Origin of the sequence: Vibrio sp. (genome assembly GCF_047973365.1) — a bacterium.
In the GTDB taxonomy this organism is placed as follows: domain Bacteria; phylum Pseudomonadota; class Gammaproteobacteria; order Enterobacterales; family Vibrionaceae; genus Vibrio.
Genome location: NZ_JBKEBW010000132.1, coordinates 1 through 19,376, shown reverse-complemented (window position 1 = coordinate 19,376; position 19,376 = coordinate 1). Strand labels below are relative to the sequence as shown.

Annotated in this window: 14 protein-coding genes and 2 pseudogenes; 8 read left to right on the top strand and 8 right to left on the bottom strand. The window is 42.4% G+C overall.

The genetic code is table 11. The annotated features are described in order from the left end of the window. Window positions 1–256: pseudogene (locus tag ACK5MF_RS16540) on the top strand (hypothetical protein); the annotation flags it as partial. Here the strand turns inward: ACK5MF_RS16540 and pepN are convergent. The 5 genes from pepN to ACK5MF_RS16515 all read right to left on the bottom strand — a co-directional run bounded on the left by pepN (window position 237) and on the right by ACK5MF_RS16515 (window position 7,038). Beyond that, a complete protein-coding gene (pepN, locus tag ACK5MF_RS16535; RefSeq protein WP_416923670.1) occupies window positions 237–2,843 on the bottom strand; it encodes an aminopeptidase N in 2,607 nt (868 codons plus the stop codon). The pseudogene ACK5MF_RS16540 and the gene pepN overlap by 20 nt on opposite strands. A gap of 141 nt (window positions 2,844–2,984) precedes the next feature. Then, the gene (locus tag ACK5MF_RS16530) at window positions 2,985–3,665 is read right to left on the bottom strand and encodes a hypothetical protein (RefSeq protein WP_416923669.1); all 681 of its coding nucleotides are present in this window, start codon (window positions 3,663–3,665) and stop codon (window positions 2,985–2,987) included. Between the two features lie 146 nt (window positions 3,666–3,811). After that, the gene (gene prc, locus ACK5MF_RS16525) at window positions 3,812–5,818 is read right to left on the bottom strand and encodes a carboxy terminal-processing peptidase (protein ID WP_416923668.1); all 2,007 of its coding nucleotides are present in this window, start codon (window positions 5,816–5,818) and stop codon (window positions 3,812–3,814) included. Window positions 5,819–5,835: 17 nt separating this feature from the next. After that, entirely contained in the window at window positions 5,836–6,465 is a 630-nt protein-coding gene (gene proQ / locus ACK5MF_RS16520; protein ID WP_416923667.1) for an RNA chaperone ProQ, read from the bottom strand. Between the two features lie 99 nt (window positions 6,466–6,564). Then, window positions 6,565–7,038 carry a GAF domain-containing protein gene (locus ACK5MF_RS16515; protein ID WP_416923666.1) on the bottom strand — a complete coding sequence of 158 codons (474 nt, stop codon included), beginning with the start codon at window positions 7,036–7,038 and terminating at the stop codon, window positions 6,565–6,567. 631 nt (window positions 7,039–7,669) lie between these two features. On the opposite strand from ACK5MF_RS16515, the gene ACK5MF_RS16510 reads away from it, so the two are divergent. The 3 genes from ACK5MF_RS16510 (at window position 7,670) to rsmF (ending at window position 13,212) form a co-directional block, all read left to right on the top strand. Next, window positions 7,670–8,926, top strand: coding sequence for a PqiA/YebS family transporter subunit (locus tag ACK5MF_RS16510; protein WP_416923665.1), 1,257 nt, complete (start codon window positions 7,670–7,672; stop codon window positions 8,924–8,926). Next, on the top strand, window positions 8,919–11,582 hold the full coding sequence (locus ACK5MF_RS16505) for an MlaD family protein (protein WP_416923664.1): 2,664 nt from the start codon (window positions 8,919–8,921) through the stop codon (window positions 11,580–11,582). Before ACK5MF_RS16510 ends, ACK5MF_RS16505 begins: the two co-directional genes overlap by 8 nt. Before the next feature lie 205 nt (window positions 11,583–11,787). Then, window positions 11,788–13,212: a 16S rRNA (cytosine(1407)-C(5))-methyltransferase RsmF gene (gene rsmF, locus ACK5MF_RS16500; RefSeq protein ID WP_416923663.1), complete on the top strand. Its 1,425-nt coding sequence runs from the start codon at window positions 11,788–11,790 to the stop codon at window positions 13,210–13,212. 206 nt (window positions 13,213–13,418) lie between these two features. Here the strand turns inward: rsmF and ACK5MF_RS16495 are convergent, their stop codons facing one another. After that, complete coding sequence (locus ACK5MF_RS16495; RefSeq protein WP_416923662.1) at window positions 13,419–14,252, bottom strand: S1 RNA-binding domain-containing protein; 834 nt, start codon at window positions 14,250–14,252, stop codon at window positions 13,419–13,421. A 112-nt stretch (window positions 14,253–14,364) separates the two neighbouring features. Here ACK5MF_RS16495 and ACK5MF_RS16490 point away from each other — a divergent pair, with 112 nt between their 5' ends. Beyond that, window positions 14,365–15,729 (top strand): hypothetical protein, encoded by a 1,365-nt coding sequence (locus ACK5MF_RS16490; protein WP_416923661.1) that lies wholly within the window; start codon window positions 14,365–14,367, stop codon window positions 15,727–15,729. A gap of 8 nt (window positions 15,730–15,737) precedes the next feature. Here ACK5MF_RS16490 and ACK5MF_RS16485 read toward each other — a convergent pair whose 3' ends face one another. Together ACK5MF_RS16485 and ACK5MF_RS16480 are read right to left on the bottom strand one after the other, a co-directional pair. Beyond that, window positions 15,738–16,223 (bottom strand): DUF4442 domain-containing protein, encoded by a 486-nt coding sequence (locus ACK5MF_RS16485; protein ID WP_416923660.1) that lies wholly within the window; start codon window positions 16,221–16,223, stop codon window positions 15,738–15,740. Window positions 16,224–16,367: 144 nt separating this feature from the next. Then, window positions 16,368–17,258: a putative PEP-binding protein gene (locus ACK5MF_RS16480; RefSeq protein ID WP_416923659.1), complete on the bottom strand. Its 891-nt coding sequence runs from the start codon at window positions 17,256–17,258 to the stop codon at window positions 16,368–16,370. Between the two features lie 205 nt (window positions 17,259–17,463). On the opposite strand from ACK5MF_RS16480, the gene ACK5MF_RS16475 reads away from it, so the two are divergent. The 3 genes and pseudogenes from ACK5MF_RS16475 to ACK5MF_RS16465 all read left to right on the top strand — a co-directional run. After that, the gene (locus tag ACK5MF_RS16475) at window positions 17,464–18,522 is read left to right on the top strand and encodes a 3-deoxy-7-phosphoheptulonate synthase (RefSeq protein ID WP_416923658.1); all 1,059 of its coding nucleotides are present in this window, start codon (window positions 17,464–17,466) and stop codon (window positions 18,520–18,522) included. Between the two features lie 47 nt (window positions 18,523–18,569). Further along, window positions 18,570–19,052 (top strand): YajQ family cyclic di-GMP-binding protein, encoded by a 483-nt coding sequence (locus ACK5MF_RS16470; protein WP_416923657.1) that lies wholly within the window; start codon window positions 18,570–18,572, stop codon window positions 19,050–19,052. 138 nt (window positions 19,053–19,190) lie between these two features. Beyond that, a pseudogene (locus ACK5MF_RS16465) lies at window positions 19,191–19,376 on the top strand (helix-turn-helix domain-containing protein); the annotation flags it as partial.

Here is a 19,376-nt window from a genome sequence, read left to right as displayed (position 1 = left end):
GCTTTGCGCTATTTTGGACGCTTACCCACCAGTACCGCCGAAACAGATTACGGTTAGTTGTGTACATCTAACTTCCTATGGCTTCCTTCAGACCCCACCGTTAGCCCGTGACGCCCTTGCCATTCGGATTGTCTTCCCCTTAGTCAGGGTGACTCCACTTTCTTTCAAGTGGACGGGTTTGCCAGCTTTGCTGGGCAAACAAAAAAGTGGCATCGAAATGCCACCATTGTTTGTATTTAGTCTTCCAGAGCTTTAGAGACTTTCTCGAAAAGATCGCGAGCTAAATTATCCATCGCTTTTAACGCTTCCAACTCTTTTCTTATCAACCCTTGGCGTTCCTCGTCATATTTACGGAACTTGAGTAATGGGTCAATTAGACGAGAAGCGACCTGTGGATTACTGCTATTGAGCTCACGCAGTATTTCGCCGGCAAAACGATAACCTTCTCCACTTTTGGCATGGAAGTTTACCGGGTTATTGTTTAAGAACGCACCAATTAGGTTTCGAGTACGGTTCGGATTCTTCAAACTGAACGCTTCATGGTTCATCGTTTTCTTAATGACTTCAAGAGCGTTACTCGCTGGGTTAGAGCCTTGAAGAGTAAACCACTTATCCATAACCAAACCGTCATGTTTCCACTTATCACTGTAATCAAGCATTTGCGCTTCGCGACATGGCAAGCCCGCGCTGTTAGCGGCGCTCATCGCAGCAATAGTGTCAGTCATATTGTTCGCTTCGTTGTATTGTTTCTCCGCTAAAGCATTACCTTGTTCGGTGTACGCCAAATAGGACAAACAAATATTGCGCAATGCGCGCTTACCAATAGCATCATGACTGATGGTATATTCATTTTGTTTTAGAGTTTGATAAGTCGCGCTAAGTTCGTCTTCTAACTCTGTTGCAAGAATAACTTTGAACGCTTTAAGAACATTGGCAACGGCATCGACATCCACACACTTATACCAACCTGACACCTCATTGTGGCTAGGTAATGAAAGCATCTCTGCTACAAATGCAGGTTCTAGCGAGTCACTAAGCAATACGCCACGGAAAGCATCAATAACAACTTCAGATAATTCAACGCGTTGCCCTTGCTGCAATCGAGTGACATTGTCATGGATATACTTAGCCATGAGAATTTGTCCCGCATCCCAACGAGCAAATTCGTTAGTCGCATGAGACATTAAGAACACCAACTCGTCATCTGAGTAGTCATATTCCAGTTTCACCGGCGCTGAAAACTCTCTCAATAATGATGGAATGGGTTGCTCTGCTACATTCTCAAATACAAAGGTTTGCTCTGCTTGAGTAACATTTAACACATTCGCGACTGACTTTCCGTTACACTGTAATGGAATAATATTTCCACCTTTCGTATACAATTCTACGTCGAAAGGAATATGCAGCGCTTGCTTGTCTTTTTGTTCATGAGTCGGTTCTGTTGATTGGCAAACCGTCAATGCATAGGTTTTTGCTTCGGCATCATATTGACTGCGAACAGAAACCGTTGGTGTACCTGACTGGCTATACCATAAACGGAACTGTTTCAAATCTACATCCGAGGCATCTTCCATTGCAGCGACAAAATCTTCACAAGTAGCCGCAGTGCCATCATGACGTTCAAAGTATAACTTCATACCTTTTTGGAAGCCGTCTTCGCCAAGCAAAGTATGCATCATACGAATCACTTCGCTGCCCTTTTCGTACACAGTTAAAGTATAGAAGTTATTCATTTCTATAACTTTATCGGGACGAATTGGGTGAGACATTGGGCTGGCATCTTCAGCAAATTGCGGACCACGAATAATACGCACATTATTGATTCGGTTAACGGCACGAGAGCCCAAATCCGACGAGAATTCTTGATCACGGAATACAGTCAAACCTTCTTTCAAGCTCAGTTGGAACCAGTCGCGACATGTCACGCGGTTGCCCGTCCAGTTATGGAAGTATTCGTGACCGATTACCGCTTCGATACCAAGATAATCAGTATCCGTTGCGGTTTGATCATTTGCCAATACGAACTTAGAGTTGAAAATGTTCAACCCTTTGTTTTCCATTGCGCCCATGTTGAAGAAATCAACTGCAACAATCATGTAAATATCTAAGTCATATTCTAAACCAAAGCGTTCTTCGTCCCACTTCATTGAGTTAATCAAAGAAGCCATCGCATGGTGGGCTCGGTCTAGATTGCCTTTGTCAACAAAAATTTCCAGGTCAACATTGCGACCTGAGCGAGTGAGATATTGATCTCGCAGCACATCAAAATCGCCAGCGACTAACGCAAATAGATAAGCGGGTTTTGGATGCGGATCTTGCCATTTCACCCAATGGCGTCCATCTTCCACTTCGCCTTGTGCTATCTTGTTACCGTTACTTAGCAAGTATGGATATTGAGCTTTATCAGCGATAACGGTAGTGGTGTATTTTGCTAATACATCCGGGCGATCTAAATAATAAGTAATCCGGCGGAAACCTTCTGCTTCACACTGGGTACAGAAAGCGCCACCAGATTTATACAAACCTTCTAATGCAGTATTAGCTTCTGGGTTGATTAAGGTAACAATCGTCAACTCAAACTCAGTTGGCAACTGGCGAATCTCTAAACCCGTTTCAAGTTGCGTGAATTCAGTCCAATCTACACCATTGACTTTAAGCGCTTGTAGTGTGAGTTCTTCGCCATCCAAAACCAATGTGGTGCTGTCTTTCATCTGTTTAACCTGAGAAACAGCCGTCACCGTCGTCGCGGTATCAAAGAGATCAACGGTCAATTCAATTTGAGAAATGGTATGAGATGGTTGAGTATAATTTTTACGATATTTGGCTTGGGGAGTTTGAGCCATTGCCGGAATCCTTTTGACATAATGATAGGTGACAGTTACAGATCTTAGGCTTGTTAGCAACAATAACAACCCCTAAAACAAAAAAAGAGATAACCAAGGGTAGCTATCTCTCACAATGTAAATCAATTGGTTAATAACAACTCAACGAATACGATTTAGTACCGCAAATACTGACCCAGCTTCCATATCCAGAGTTAACTGATCTTGCTGCAAAGTGTAACGTGTGTCTTGTTCGCCATCTTCGTAAAGGAGTACAAGATGATCCCCTTCCATATAGTAGACACCTTGATGGGTTGTTTCATTTCCATCACGTCCACTAGCTTTAAACACAAACACAAAATCAGGCTGAAGAATGAGCAACACTTCGGTGAGTTTATCTGCGTATGAGTCTAACCCAGAAAGAGAAGTGCTCGACCACATGCCAGCAAGTGCATTTGGTAACGCTTTAGTAAAAGTAACTCCATTTAAAAACAATAAATTATGGTTGCTTTTATATTCATAGATCTGTGGTTCGTCACTATTTAAACCAAGAATTATAGTGTCGCTATTGGCGCCAAATACGCCTTGCCAATGATCGATACTGTAGTCTCTTTTCTGAATATCAATGGCAAATGTATAGTCAGATTTAAGATTGAGTTTGATCGCCAGAAAGTCCTCTTCCGATTGTTCAGGAGCGGGGTTCAATAGATACCAATCTCCGAGAAGAAACGGTTGATCAAACTGCGTTAAATCTTTAAGTGGTTCATTTCCATTCGTTGAAGCCAAAGCCTGCCCGTATATCAACCAAACCATGCAAGCAAAAATAACGGTTATCCATTTCATAGCGATCCCCCTCACTTATTGTAAGCTTAGGATCGCATGTTAGATTTCGCTAAATTAATTGATGTGTATCACATTAGATTTGATATAGCTTTATTGCATATAAGAAGACGAGCTCATTGGCTCGTCTTTTTAATCCATTGAAATCACTATTTTTTTGCAGACTTCAACATATCAACCATGATAGATACCGATTCATTCAAATACGCGTCCGGCACTTCATAATCTTTTGGCACATCATCCAAGGTCTTGTATTCTGCTTTACCCGCGACAACTTGACGTTTATTGATTCGCTCTAAACGCTCTGCGTCTGATTCCTCACTCTTTTTCTTACGAATTTTTTCATTTAAAGACAATGAGTTGTCATCTTTTTCTGCTTGATATTTAGCAATATCCTGCTGGATAAAACCAAATTCGAGATCAGAAGCAATACGAGCTTCATGCTTTTGGGTTAAAGAGGTAATAAGCGCTGAGAAATCACCAAGTTTTGCATATTTGGCCTGCTCAATGCTATCCCACGGAAGTGCATTTGGTTCCATGCTTTCACCCGTTTCAGAAGCATCGAGTGCAGCGGGAAAGGCAATATCAGGTATTACCCCTTTGTTTTGCGTACTACCGCCATCAATACGATAAAACTTTTGAATGGTGTACTGCACGTAGCCTAACTCTTTATCAAACATATCGTAGATATGATTCAAAGAGCGGTGCTGCTGCACTGTACCTTTGCCGAATGAATTCTCACCGAGGATGATCGCACGACCATAATCTTGCATTGCCGCAGCAAAAATCTCCGACGCTGAAGCACTGTAGCTATTGATCAATACTGTCATAGGTCCTGAATAGCTGATCTTTCCGTCTGTATCGCTGTTAACGTTAACCCGACCATAGCTATCACGCACTTGAACAACCGGTCCACTGGTAATAAATAAACCAGATAATGCTGTTGCTTCGGTTAATGCGCCACCGCCGTTGTTACGTAAATCAACAATAATGCCATCGACTTTATCTGCTTTTAATTCAGTGATGAGCTTATCAGTATCTTGAGAAAGACCGACATAGAAACTCGGTACTTCAAGAACACCAATCTTTTTACCACCCTTTTCAATGAGTTCTGATTTAACAGCCCTATCTTCTAGACGAATCTTATCGCGGACAATTGTTACAACGTGACGTTTAGCATCTTTACCATCAGCTAGAATCTCAAGGTTAACCTTAGTGCCCTTCGGTCCTTTAATGAGCTGAACCACGTCATCTAAACGCCAACCAATGACATCAACCAGCTCTTCTCCATCCTGACCAACACCAACAATTCGGTCGCCTTCAGATAATTGCTTACTGCTTGCAGCTGGGCCACCAGTAACTAATGATGTAATCACTGTATAGTCATCGGTCATTTGTAAAACCGCGCCAATACCTTCCAGCGATAAACTCATCTCTGACTGGAATTGTTCCGCGTTACGTGGCGACAAATAGCTGGTGTGCGGGTCAACTTGACGTGCAAATGCATTCATATAAAGTTGAAAAACATCTTCACTATGAGTCTGAGTTAAACGTTTGATAGCATTGTTGTAACGTTTTGACAGTGTTTCTTTAATTTCAGGCCACTCTTTACCTGTCAGTTTAAGACTCAACGCATCATACTTAACCCGTTTACGCCACAACTGATCTATCTCAGCTTTATCTTTCGGCCACGCAGCTTTTGCACGATCAATTTCAATCGTTTCGTCTGTATTAAATTTGATTTCTTTATCTAGCAAAGACAGTGCAAATTTAAAACGGTCAAAACGCTTATTCATCGACAAGTTATAGATTTCATAGGCAATGGCATTACTACCTGCCTTGAGTTCATCATCTAGCTGAATAGCCTTAGTCTGAAAAGAGTCGATATCCGCTTGAGTGAAAAGGCTGCGGTTATAGTCGAGAAGCTCAATATAACGTTCAAAAATCTCTTGCGAGAATTGATCGTCAAGATTGAAGTGTTTGTAGTGAGAACGAGTAAAACGAGAAGTTACCCTTTTGCTGGCTGTTTCGTGTTGAGCTTCAGGAGCAAGAACTGGTAAATCTTTCTTTTGAATTTGGGCTTCGACAGCCTGAACAGATGATGCTGCTAGCCAAACGCTAGCAGCAATCAGAGTCCATTTTGAACGGCATTTCATGCGTAGGAGTTTCTCCTTTAGGCGCGCAAGTGCTCCGCTTTTACAACCATTTGTAGGCCGTTACCAAGTTGAACACGCACATCTTCCTTATTGATTTCAACAATGGTCGCAGCCATGTTGCCTTTACCCATGTTGATGTTTACTTCTTTACCAACAACGATTTCGTCGTTATTTAAAGCTCTAGTTTCAACAGGTTTATTTTCTGGTTTTGGCCCTTTATTTTGCTGAGGACGACGAGGCTGAGCTGCTTTCTTAGTTTTTGGCTTAGCGTTCGCTTCTTCACGAGCTTTTTTACCTTGTTCTTTACGGCGAGCGTCAACGCGAGCTTTGCTTTCTGCCAACGCTGCTTGTGCATGTTCTACATGTTGTTCTTCAAGCTCTCCACAACCGTTTCCATCTAGGTCTACACGAACAGCACCAGGTTTTACGCCGTGTAGATAACGCCATGAAGAAGTGTACTGTCTTAACGCTGCACGAAGCTGAGTTTTACTAACTTTTGGGTCTTCGCCAAGGCGTTCAGCAAGATCTTGAAAAATACCAATTTTAAGAGGCTTCGCTTCACCCTCTAAAGTAAAGCATTTAGGGAAACATTCAGCAATGTACGCAATAACTTCTTTGCTGTTTTTTAACTTTTCAGTGTTTTCCATGAGGATTCCTGGTTTATGCGGCTTGTCCGCGAGCATTAAGAGTAAATATGTTCGGTATTATAGTGACCTGAATACGAAAAACCACAGGCAAAAGACAATTTATGCCTTGTTAGCCTGTGAATTGAGCAGCTTTTCTACTTCTGTCATCAAAAATGTAAGACCTTGCTCATCAATTTTAGAGAAACGACCGATACTTGGGCTGTCAATATCCAGTACACCAGCTACCTCTCCATTAATTGAAAACGGAATCACAATCTCTGAATTACTGGCAGCGTCACACGCGATATGCCCTTCAAACTCATGAACATTATCAACACGTTGTACACTATTTGTAGCAACTGCTGTACCGCATACACCACGTCCGACGGGAATACGCACACAAGCAGGCTTGCCTTGGAATGGACCTAATACCAACTCACCGTCCCTCATTAAATAGAAGCCAACCCAGTTTAGGTCTTCCAATTCCATATTGAGCAGTGCGCTTAAGTTAGACAAGTTCGCAATCAAATCCATTTCTGATTCTAATAATGCGACCGCTTGTTTTGTTAAGCGTTGGTAATGTTCTAAATTCATATTAACTAAACTTCCAATTGAAAAATAAAGACTTCACTTTAGGTTTTAAATACCTTCAAGTTTTTATTACCTAAAGGTTTTACATATAATGCGCCAAAACTAAATAAGATTAATTCTCATAAAGATGGCAAAATCCACAGACACTATTAGCCGTTCTTGGTTCATAACACAAGCGAAAAAGCATCAATCCAAATTATCATTTGCCAATGTAATAGCGAAGTAATAGTGAATACACAACAAGATAATAGGTAAATTGGGACAAATTGGCATTAAACAATGTCTGTATTAAACAATGTCTGTATTAAACAATGTCTGCCCCAAATAAATTGCCGTTGTTCGACAACACCCTATACTCTTTAGTGACATTTTAAGGCACAATTTGCTCTTGGTGATCAGCATCATGGCATCACTTTAGGGCAAACTTTATAAAATACTCAATGGCAAAAAGTCATCAAGTAGCCCTTAGACTCAGCAAGCAGATTTGATTTATGTACTGGAAGATGGACGCGTTAGCCAAGCTGGCACACACAAAGAACGGGTGGAACAAACAGAACTTGATCAAACCTTTTATGGTTTCGTACGGTCTCGTGCTATTTAGAAATATAGTCACGCTGAATGTAAGGCATATTCGATGAAAGTGAGAGCAATAGATAAACATCTCTCCACACCTTCTGGAATACGCCTTTGCCAAGGCTGCGAACTGCCTGTTGATGTTATCAGTGTGGAAAAAGGTAAAAGTGCGTATTGTCCTCGATGTGGTACGCAACTTTACCGTGGCGGACTCCCTTCTCTTTCCGGCAATCTAGCTTTAGCAATCACCTGTCTGCTGCTTTTCATACCTTCTCATTTTTTTGATTTTCTTACTATCCGCCTTGTTGGTGTAATGATTCCGGCAAAACTACCATCGGGCGTTGAGGCGCTCTACAACGAAGGATATACAGGTTTAGCACTGTTGGTATTTTTCTGTGCATCCTTAGCTCCATTTCTGCTTTGCTGCTCGGTAGTTGGAGCACATACAGCTTTGAAAAACAACAACTTTCATCTGCTTCGCTACTCACTACTTCTTATTTCCAAACTCAAACCGTGGGTGATGATCGATGTCTTTCTGGTCAGCATTGCCGTATCTTGCTTCAAACTAATTGATATTTCTGATGTGTTCTTTGGGCCGGGTCTCTACGGTTTGATTTTATTGCAGATATTCACTGTGCTACTTATCAGCCGAATCAGTGTTCGCCGTTATTGGGAAGCATGGCGACCAGAAATGGAATACCCGTTAGAAATAAAACACGTGCATTGTCATCACTGCCACCTTTCTCAACCTGAAAATTCGCATTGCATTCGTTGTAATCACAAGCTTTATCACCGAATACCGAACTCAATTGAAAGAACCTGGGCTTATTTGCTAGCGGCAACAGTCTCAATAGTGCCGGCTAATTTGCTGCCTATTTCTATACTGCTTACTAACGGTCAAAGGTTGGAGGATACGATATTCTCTGGCGTAGCTTCGCTGATTAACAGCGGTATGATAGGCATTGCGATCATTATCTTTGTCGCCAGTATTGTTGTACCTGTCGCGAAAATTTTTGGTTTAGCTTACTTGTTACTGGCGATCAAATTTAAGAGAAATGTCTTTTTCCGTCAGCGAATGATCATATACTTTATAATCAAATGGATAGGAAAATGGTCAGTCATGGATCTGTTCGTTATTTCTATCATGTTAGCGGTAGTTGATCGCGGACAACTGCTTGATTTCACCCCTGGATATGGCGCAATAGCGTTTGGCATGGTTGTTGTGCTTACACTGTTAGCCGCAGAAAGCCTAGACCCAAGGCTAATTTGGGATAACTACCGTGACGAAAACCATAAACAAGAGTCAGTTGATGAATAAAAACATTACTCAGCAAACCTCCTATAAACCCGATGTGAAACGAAACAAAGGGATATCCCCACTGTGGATTTTGCCTATTTTGACTGTGGTGCTAGCAGGTTGGCTCATTATGAAGTCTATTCACGATGCGGGAGAGCGTATTCAGATCTATTTCTCTAACGCGCAAGGTTTAGTTGCAGGTAGAACACCTGTTCGCTATCAAGGACTAGAAGTGGGTATGGTTCGTAACATAAAACTATCGCCCAACCTAGACAGTATCTACGTCGATACCGATATTTATCCAGAAGCAAAGATGTTGCTATCCGAAAATACGCGTTTTTGGCTGGTAAAACCAACCGCGAGTCTCTCTGGTATTTCTGGTCTTGATGCCTTGGTATCAGGTAACTACATTGCGCTTCATCCCGGTAGGGATATTATCAAAGATAATGACCATGATGCTGATGATCATCCCCAAAGCTACCGAGCTCTCGATTCCGCACCATCTGATTTACTTGCCAATCAAGGGCTAACTATTAGTTTAAAAGCTCGTGATTTGGGTGGCATTTCTGTCGGCTCGCAAATTGTCTATAAAAAGATACCGATTGGTGAGGTATACAACTATCAACTCGCTGACGACAATAATTCGGTCATCATCGACGCTTCGATTCAAGAACAGTATCGCCACGTTATCACCACAGAAAGCCGCTTTTGGAACGTCAGTGGTATCGGTGCCAACTTAGGATTAGGCGGTGTTGATATTCGTCTTGAAAGCGTCAGTGCGTTATTGGGTGGCGCTATCGCTGTTGATTCACCAGACGAAGGTGAAGCTGCTCAACAGAACGCTCAATTTACACTGTATCCCGATCTAAGAACAGCCGGACGCGGTGTTGCAATTAAGATTGTACTGCCCGACGACAACAATATCAGCCTGTCCGGTGCGCCTATTATGTATCGAGGCTTGGAAATCGGACAAATCACTAACCTTCAGTTAGATGAAGAGCATAAAGAGATCATCGCTTCAGCGGCTATTCAACCGGCTTTTAGCGATATGCTAAACAGCGGTAGTAACTTCATTCTTGAAGAAGCTAAAATTGCGCTGACAGGTGTAGAAAACTTGGGCAACCTTATTAAAGGCAATTATTTAACGCTTATCCCCGGCGAAGGTGATCGCGCTCGCCAGTTTACCGCCGTACGTAAGCAGGAATTTAACCGCACTCAGGCTAAATCTGTCGCGGTTAAATTGATTGCTGATAGTTCATTTGGCCTCAGTGCCGGTACAGAAATTTTATACCGCGGTGTCGCCGTTGGCAGCGTAACAAGGGTTTCGCTCAAACCGGATAACGTTGAGTTCGACGCTTTGATTGATGAAGAATACGTGGCATTTATTGGCGCTAATAGTCGCTTTTATGTAACAGGAACGGCAACAGCAGAGCTCACGGAATCGGGGCTCAATGTTTCAATCCCGCCAGCCAAACAGTTGCTCACTGGCTCAATCAGTTTTGTCAGTGAAGGCAAGAATCAAATCCAGTCACAGTATCGTCTTTATCAGAGTCAATCGTTAGCTGAACTGGCTAAATATAATCAGTCAGGAACTCAAACACTGACGCTAATGGCGGATGAACTGCCGCCAGTCAATGCGGGTAGTCCACTACTCTACCGCAATCTGCGAGTCGGCAATGTTTCGGGTTACACGCTGACACCCAAAGGCATTGAGATTAAAGTCAAAATAGAAAACCAGTACAAACATCTGCTCACTGACCAGACGGTGTTCTGGAACCGTTCTGGTGTTGAAATAGACGCTTCATTGGCAGGTATTAGCGTTAAAGCTGCACCGCTACAAACTTTGATTCAAGGTGGAATTGCATTCGATAACATCACAGGCGTGGACAATAAACTCGGCAACACTTGGCTACTCTATCCAAGCTATCAACAAGCGCGAAAATATGGGAAAACCATTACCCTAACAGCCTCTGATGGTATGTCAGTGCCAATTGGTACTAACATTAAATACCAAGGTGTTTCTGTGGGTGAAGTGGTTAGAGTGACGCCAAGTTTTGACTCAAACAACATCTCCATTATTGCCAGAATCAAACCCGAATACAGTAACAACATTGCAATAAAAGGCTCGGTATTCTGGATTGCCGAAGCCAGAGTCAGCTTAACGAGTGGTGTCGAAAATCTAGAAAACTTATTAAGTAAGTCGATCGAGGTTAAACCCGGAGATGGAGAACCAACCTATTCATTCGCACTTTCGGCTCTACCATATAAGAAAACCAGCATTTCCTTCACATTACAAAACGAAGACAAAGGGTCTGTTTCGGTAGGAACTCCAGTGTTATTCAGAGGGATGGATGTGGGTCGTGTGACTCAGGTTCAACTGGGAAACTTGGCGGATAGAGTCATTTCGACCATTGAAATTGAGCCTGAATATAGCTATCTCATTCGTCAAAACAGCGTCTTCTGGAATGTTTCAGGTGTGGATGTTTCAATCGGTTTATCGGGCGCGGATATTAAAGCAGGCACATTTGACAGTATTGTGCGCGGTGGAATTACCTTCTCAACACCAGAGCAAAAACAGCTCATGCCAGCGGCAAAAGCAGGTCAGTCTTTCTATTTATATCCTCGCGCACAAGAAGGCTGGAAACAATGGCGCACGCCAATTCCACAACCGGATTAATGATGCTCTGCATAAAATAATTTCAATACCAATAAGCGTGGCAACACGCTTATTTCTTTTTGTATGCAAAACAATAGTACGCAACCCAATATCTCACCAAACCGGTGTTTTTCAAGCTATCAACCGACGACTTCAAATAAAAACAGCTTGCCGTTATAATCTTCCACCTATTGTTATCCATTCCTCTTGCTAGCCGAGGTACGCTTTGCACCCAAATATTTCCTTTCCAGAACTTTTCCTAGCGTCAATGGCCGAGATTCTTCCAGCCGAATTAAACATGGAAGACTTCATTGCCGCTTGCCAAAGACCTCTGCGTAAAAGTGTTCGCGTCAACACGTTAAAAATTTCCGTTGAAGAGTTCGCCAAGCGTGCTCAAGCAAAAGGATGGGCTTTACAACCTGTGCCTTGGTGTAACACTGGTTTCTGGATTGATGCGGACGAAAGCGAAGTCCCGTTAGGCAATACCGCTGAGCATATGGCTGGACTGTTCTATATTCAGGAAGCTAGCTCAATGATGCCGGTTTCAGCGTTGTTTACCGAAGATGACGCCCCTTACCTATCCGTACTTGATACGGCAGCGGCTCCGGGGTCAAAAACTACTCAGATTGCAGCACTGATGCAAAATGAAGGCATTCTGGTCGCTAACGAGTTTGCTGCAAGCCGAGTAAAAGTACTGCACGCCAACATTGAACGCTGTGGTATTCGCAATGCTGCCCTAACCAATTTTGATGGTCGAGTATTCGGTGGTTGGCTGCCGGAGCAGTTTGATGCGGTACTTCTTGATGCACCCTGTTCAGGCGAAGGCACCATTCGCAAAGATCCTGACTCACTGAAGAACTGGAACAAGGAATCCATTCAGAGTATTGCAGATACACAAAAAGAGTTAATTGAAAGCGCCTTTCAGGCACTTAAGGTTGGCGGAGTACTTGTTTATTCAACCTGTACTTTGAGCCGTGAAGAAAACCAAGATGTCTGTTGGCATCTTAAAAACACATTCGGCGATGCGGTCAGTTTCGAATCGTTAGCATCACTCTTTCCTGAAGCAAATAAAGCTTTAACTGAGGAAGGTTTCCTGCATATTTTCCCACAAGTTTATGACTGTGAAGGCTTCTTTGTTGCTCGTATTCGCAAAAACTCAAGCGTTGACACCCCTACGGTGAAGAAGCGTTTAGGTAAATTCCCATTTGATAAAGCAAACGCGAAAATCTTTAACGATGTTAATCAAGAGCTACAAAAATGTTTGGGGATTTCGTTGCCAGAACACAGTTCAGTTTGGCTACGTGACAATGATGTTTGGTTGTTCCCTGATGCTTTAGAACCAATGTTGGGTGAACTACGCTTCTCACGTATGGGGATTAAAATCGCCGAAACACACAAGAAAGGCTATCGCTGGCAGCATCAGGTAGCAACGACTCTAGCAACCGGCAATGAAGCCTGCTGTGTAGTACTCTCGATTGAAGATGCAAGAGAATGGTATATGGGACGAGATGTCCGCCCAGAAGCTCAAAGTGGCCAAGGCGAAGTTATCGTGCGTTATGGTAAGGATGTGATTGGATTAGGAAAATGGGTCGGTAATAGAATAAAAAATGGTCTGCCGAGAGAACTCGTTAGAGATAAAAACCTATTTTAAAAAGCAAAATGCTCTTTTGTAAAAACAAACTATAGTATGAAATTCTAATTCATACTCGCCAAGTGAGGAGCCTATACTACACTTAACGGTAAGTAGAAATTAGCGCAGGCTCTTCGGAGCCCATTCCCCTAGGCCCAAAAATGCAAAGCATTTCGGGCCTTTTTTTGATCTGGCGGAAATGAGCGATAGTTCTATAGGCGACCGATTTAAGCTAACCGAATACCATCTTTTTCGATCACAATTTTGCCTTGTTTGTACAAGGTGCCGATGGACTTTTTAAACGTACCTTTACTAGTACGAAACTGGGCAAAAATTTCTTCTGGTGAGGACTTATCGCTTAATGGCAAACCCCCTCCTTTTTTGGCTAGAGTTTCTAAAATTTTCTCGCTCAGGTCATCCATCTTCTCAACACCAATCTTCTGCAGAGAGAGATCGATTTTGCCATCCGGACGAATGTTTTTAATAAAGCCTTTTAGTCTTTTACCAATGAAGAGTTTGCCAAACACGTCTGATGGGAAAATCATTCCCCAGTGTTGACCATTAACAATCGCCTTAAAGCCTAGCTCAGAGCGCTCAGCGATGATCAGGTCAACTTGTTGGTTTTTGGTGTAATTGGCTGGCGTTTTGTCTAACCATTTATTGAACTTGGTGGTACCTACGATACGACCTGATGCTTTATCTGTGTAGACATAAACCAGAACACTTTGACCTGGTTTAAAGCGGGTACGCTGCTCACTGAATGGCAGCAACAAATCTTTATTCTTGATTCCCCAACTTGCAAATGCCCCCGTGCTGTTGACGCTTTCAATCGTCATTAAGCCCCATTCGCCCACTTCTGCCACTGGTTTTTCAGTGGTCGCAGCCAGTTGGTTATCAGAATCGAAATACAAAAATACGTCAACATAGTGGCCAAGCTCAACGCCTTCAGGTGCCATACGTTTAGGCAACATAGCGGTGCCAAATTCACCTGCATCCAAAAACACGCCAAACTCTGCGATTTTTACCACTTCTAGACTGTTAATCTTGCCAACGTTAATCATTAATTACTGTCTCACCTCAAATTTGCAGAGATTATACGTTATCTCTGTTATGCTTTCGCCTGTTCATCAGAGAAAATTTCGTTATTTTTCGAACATACTGTAGGAGTTATTGTTGATCACGGTAGACAAACAAGACGCGGTTACATTAAAAATCACCACGGAAATGTCAGAGAACAAGAAACTAGACTTAGATTTGTATCTCTTTATTCCCGGCGAGCTGGGACTGACTTCTGATGTGATGCCCGAGTCCGAATTTTTCTATAGCGCCATTCATCAAAAGCGCGCTTATTACAGTGACAAAATACTGCTACCACTTGTCCATAGTCGACTCGCCCAGCGAGGCAGACTATCCGCAACTCAATACCGCGTAAGTTTAAGTTTGTTTGCTTATCAATATGTTATTGCACTAGATAAAGCCGTTAGCCAACTCAACGCATCTAGTGACACCGTCACCGAAGACGAAGTCGATACCGTTATAGAACTCTCTTTAGACATCTTAAAACGACTGCGCAGAACCATTCCGTACGAGGAAGGTTTAAAGCGTTATTACGCGAATATCGACAACTATCTTTCTTGGTATACCGAACAAAAATTCTTATCTATGGTTTCTAAACTCACTCGTGACAAAGAATACAAAACCATAAAGGAGCGCTTGATTACCCTAGTAGAACGAGAGCAAGCTCACCGTGCCCTAAACAACTACAATTCAGTCAAAGCAGACCAGGATATTACTCGCCTAAGCAATAAAATGCGCTTGTTGCGCCGTTTGATTGAGCACCCAATTATTCTGACCGAGAAAGTCATTTCTCTTGGCAACAACATGCGACGTGCAGTAAAAGGAATGGCGACCGGCTTAGTCATGGTATTCGTTACCATCACCGCCATTCTTGCGCGTGATTACTGGGGCGAAATCACCGCATCATTCATTATCGCCATGTCATTTGTCTACGCGCTGCGTGAGATCTTTAAAGACGATTTAAAAGACATGATGTGGCGCTGGATACGCAAAGGCAAACCCAAATGGCGTCGACGCTATTTCGACCCCACGACCGGTAAGCAAGTTGGTCAAAAAATCGAATGGCTCGACTATAAAACCCTATCGGAACTAGCAGATAGAATTCAGATGATACGTAAGAAACGCGTTGTGCAACGAGAAGAGCAAATTCTCCATTACCGCTCAGAAACAGAAATGACAACGTCACGTTTCATGAGTGGCTATGAAGAGACTCGTGATGTTATGCTCATCGACCTTAGAGCCCTTACCCGCTTGATGGATAAAGGTTCGAACCGAATCTACCAACTGAATAATGGTCAGGTAAGTCGAGAATCGGTAGAGAAACGTCATTTAATCAATGTGATCATCAAAGAAGATGGGCATCAGCAACAACCCCGTTACTACCGTTGGAAAGTGGTTCTTAACCGAAGCAAAATTGTCGATATAGAGAAAACTGAAATAGATGTTGCAAACGCTAATTAACTGGCTGATTAAACGCGTTTATCAATGCGCTTAAGGGAGAGAGTTAACAAAAACTCCGCCATCGGTTCGTCACCATGCAAAGATGGGCAAGTTGCAACAATTTTCACCTCTTGATTAATACGCTCTCCCGTGGCTATCGTTTCATCAAGCATCGCATCGATCAACTCACCATCATGGCAGTGAAAGTGCACATCTGCTTCCGGGCGTTTGAAAAAGTCCCCTTTTACCGCTTTAAACGCCAATGAAACCTTCTCACCTCGCTTTCCGGCTTTATCCATTGCCATAAAACCACCAGCGACATCAGCACCAACTGCAAGTACACCGAAATACATACTGTTTAGATGATTCTTATTGCGACGATTTAAAGGAATACGTATTTCAATCGACTTATGGTTAAGAGATAGAATTTGTGGACGGCAAGCCCAAATCAATGGAACTTTAAAAAATCCAAATGACTTGAGATACCAATTGGCTTTAGTAAGTGTAGAGAGCATGTTTCTGACCTTTTAAGGTATGTTGTTTTATATTTATGCGGTCAGTTAAAGGGATGCTGGGGAGCATGTCAACATTTCGTTAACAAAATTAAGAGATCAGTGACACTCTCACCAATCTCTTCATGGTTAAACAAGAACAGCGAGTTAAAAATTAAAAATAGACTCTGGCTGAACGTTTTCTGCAAGATACTCCTGCAGTTTCGGATAGTTTTCCAAACCACGAGTTACCACCACAACAGGTTTTTTAGCTAAGTTTGCGGCATTAACCGCAAGGTTTGCTAACTGGCTGACAGCTTCGCTTTCTGGATTGTATAAATAGCTAAGTGCTTCATTATATTTATCAACACCTAACGTCATTTGAGTCAATTCATCCCAATCGATCACGACACCATCAAAATACTGAAGTAGCTTATCTGCAACCAGTGCAGCAGAAGGGACACTGCACACATACAGCACTCTTAATCCATTTAAACCGCGAGGTAAACCTTGCTCAGCCAGTCTATCGATAATGGTAGCAGCATCACTCAGAGCTCTTACAAACGGAACGACAATTTCAACCTTGTGCCCTTTTTCCTGCAATACTTTAATCACTTTGCATTCTAAAGCAAAAGCCGGTGAATACTTGCTGCAAGCAAATCGTGATACACCACGAACACCCATAGCTGGGTTGACTTCCTCTGCTTCTATACTGCCACCAATCAGAGCTTTGAATGCATAACTGTCTGATGAACTAAGACAAACACGAATGGAAGTCTGCTCAGCGCTAATCGCTTGTTCAATGCGTCCCACGAGAACAGAAACAAAATGTTGTTCGATGCTTTGATCATTCAGTAGAGAATTCAACGAGTTTTGTTCTAACTCAGGAAGCAACTCTACGCCACCTGCAGTTAATGCCGGATGATAAAAGACACTCTCCGCAATCAGTTCAGACAGAGAGACAAATAAAGCATGGCTACTTTGTTGTGAGTCTGCGTTTGGTAGAGTATTTCCCAAAACCAACTCTGGTAGGATGATTCCTTGTTGTTCAAAACTCATTACTGCTCCAATTATAGTTTTGTTGTTTGCTCGAAAATACCGAGTCAACGAGAGAAAAACAAGCTTATATTCAATACTTATGATGAAAAGATGAATATAATTTCACTTTATGTTTTTTATGAGCGTCAAACGCTCGCAACTGTTTATTCTGACAGCCAAATTCGCTATCTTTAGCGCTTCGCAATAAAAGGATAGGCTATTCTCCATGCCAACCAAAACAGATGAATTAAGAACCCAAGCGTTGGGACCAATGCCAACTCCGGCAGAACTTAGCCAAGCACATCCAATTACGGAAGAAGTTGCACAACGTATTGCCCGCTCTCGCAGACAAATCGAACAGATACTAACAGGCGAAGATGACCGCCTTTTGGTCATCGTTGGCCCTTGCTCTGTACACGATCCAGAGGCTGCTTTGGATTACGCTCAGCGGCTAAGCGCAATTCAACAACAATATAGCAATGAATTGTTCATTGTTATGCGAACTTACTTTGAAAAACCACGCACAGTTATTGGTTGGAAAGGTTTAATTACCGACCCGGGTCTAGATGGTTCGTACGCATTGGAGACGGGGTTAAACAAAGCACGTAAGCTTTTATTAGACGTTAATAAACTTGGCCTCGCGACAGCTACTGAGTTTTTGGATATGATTACGGGGCAATACATCTCCGATTTGATTACTTGGGGCGCGATTGGTGCTCGTACGACTGAATCTCAGATTCATCGTGAGATGGCTTCTGCACTGTCATGTCCTGTTGGATTTAAGAACGGCACCAATGGCAATGTGAAAATCGCTATTGATGCTATTCGCGCTGCTCACGCTCAACACTACTTTTATTCGCCGGATAAAAATGGACGCATGACAGTTTACCGTACAGCAGGCAACCCATTCGGGCATGTCATCTTACGCGGTGGAGAATCAGGTCCAAACTTTGACGCAGCGTCGATTGATGAAGCGTGTAAACAACTAGCACAATTTAATTTATCGCAACGTCTAGTGGTTGATTTTAGTCACGCAAACTGTGAAAAACAGCATCGTAAACAATTAGACGTAGCTCAAAATATTTGTCAGCAAATTGAGTCTGGTAGTCATAAAATAGCGGGTATCATGGCTGAAAGTTTTATTAAAGAAGGAAACCAGTCGATGGTGGATCTTGATAATCTTACTTATGGACAATCTATCACTGACCCTTGTTTAGGTTGGGAAGATACCAAGACAATGCTAGCAATGTTGGCTGAGTCAATAAAAGTACGCCGATCTAAATAACCGTCGGTCTAACAAAGTCATTCTAATCAACAACAAGGAAACTAAACATGCCTTCTTTTGATATCGTTTCTGAAGTCGATACTGTTGAAGTACGAAACTCTGTCGATAACTCTGTACGTGATCTAGCTACACGTTTTGACTTCCGTAACGTTGAAGCCAGTTTTGAACTAAAGAATGAAACTGTAAAACTTACTGCCCCTGACGATTTCCAAATCACTCAGATGATGGATATTCTACGTAACAACCTCGCTAAACGCGGTGTTGACCCTCGTTCTATGGAGTCAAAAAAATCGGTACCATCGGGTAAAACTTGGTCGAAAGAAGTGGTTTTCAGACAAGGTATTGAGACCGATTTGGCGAAAAAAGTCGTTAAGATGATTAAAGATGAGAAGCTAAAAGTTCAAGCTTCAATTCAAGGTGACAAAGTACGCGTAACAGGTAAAAAACGTGATGATTTGCAAGCAGTAATCGCATTCTTACGTGGTTCAGATTTGGAACAACCTTTCCAATATAACAACTTCCGCGACTAATCCTCTGTTTACCAAGTAAGACGAAAAATAAAAACCAGTCATCAAACTCAATGCCAATCAGTTAAGAAAATCTCTCGTTCTCATGCTCTGAAGTGACCCCCAATAGTTGGACAACCAATTATTGGGGGTCTTTTATTTATGTCCAAATACAGTCGCGAGTTAAAGTTCAAAGTAGCTAAAAAGTATCTTGATGGCTCCACTCCTCGAGAGCTCGCTGAAAAATATTCTGTCCCAACAAAACATGTTCGTTATTGGACTCATGTTTTCACTATGCATGGTTCAAATTCATTTTTAATTGATGGCCATTCTCTTAGTGCGGAAGCT

Bases quoted from the DNA above. Each gene is read 5' to 3' on its own strand.
- pepN (WP_416923670.1), bottom strand. From the start codon at position 2,843: ATGGCTCAAACTCCCCAAGCCAAATATCGTAAAAATTATACTCAACCA.
- ACK5MF_RS16530 (WP_416923669.1), bottom strand. From the start codon at position 3,665: ATGAAATGGATAACCGTTATTTTTGCTTGCATGGTTTGGTTGATATAC.
- prc (WP_416923668.1), bottom strand. From the start codon at position 5,818: ATGAAATGCCGTTCAAAATGGACTCTGATTGCTGCTAGCGTTTGGCTA.
- proQ (WP_416923667.1), bottom strand. From the start codon at position 6,465: ATGGAAAACACTGAAAAGTTAAAAAACAGCAAAGAAGTTATTGCGTAC.
- ACK5MF_RS16515 (WP_416923666.1), bottom strand. From the start codon at position 7,038: ATGAATTTAGAACATTACCAACGCTTAACAAAACAAGCGGTCGCATTA.
- ACK5MF_RS16510 (WP_416923665.1), top strand. From the start codon at position 7,670: ATGAAAGTGAGAGCAATAGATAAACATCTCTCCACACCTTCTGGAATA.
- ACK5MF_RS16505 (WP_416923664.1), top strand. From the start codon at position 8,919: ATGAATAAAAACATTACTCAGCAAACCTCCTATAAACCCGATGTGAAA.
- ACK5MF_RS16495 (WP_416923662.1), bottom strand. From the start codon at position 14,252: ATGATTAACGTTGGCAAGATTAACAGTCTAGAAGTGGTAAAAATCGCA.
- ACK5MF_RS16485 (WP_416923660.1), bottom strand. From the start codon at position 16,223: ATGCTCTCTACACTTACTAAAGCCAATTGGTATCTCAAGTCATTTGGA.
- ACK5MF_RS16480 (WP_416923659.1), bottom strand. From the start codon at position 17,258: ATGAGTTTTGAACAACAAGGAATCATCCTACCAGAGTTGGTTTTGGGA.
- ACK5MF_RS16475 (WP_416923658.1), top strand. From the start codon at position 17,464: ATGCCAACCAAAACAGATGAATTAAGAACCCAAGCGTTGGGACCAATG.
- ACK5MF_RS16470 (WP_416923657.1), top strand. From the start codon at position 18,570: ATGCCTTCTTTTGATATCGTTTCTGAAGTCGATACTGTTGAAGTACGA.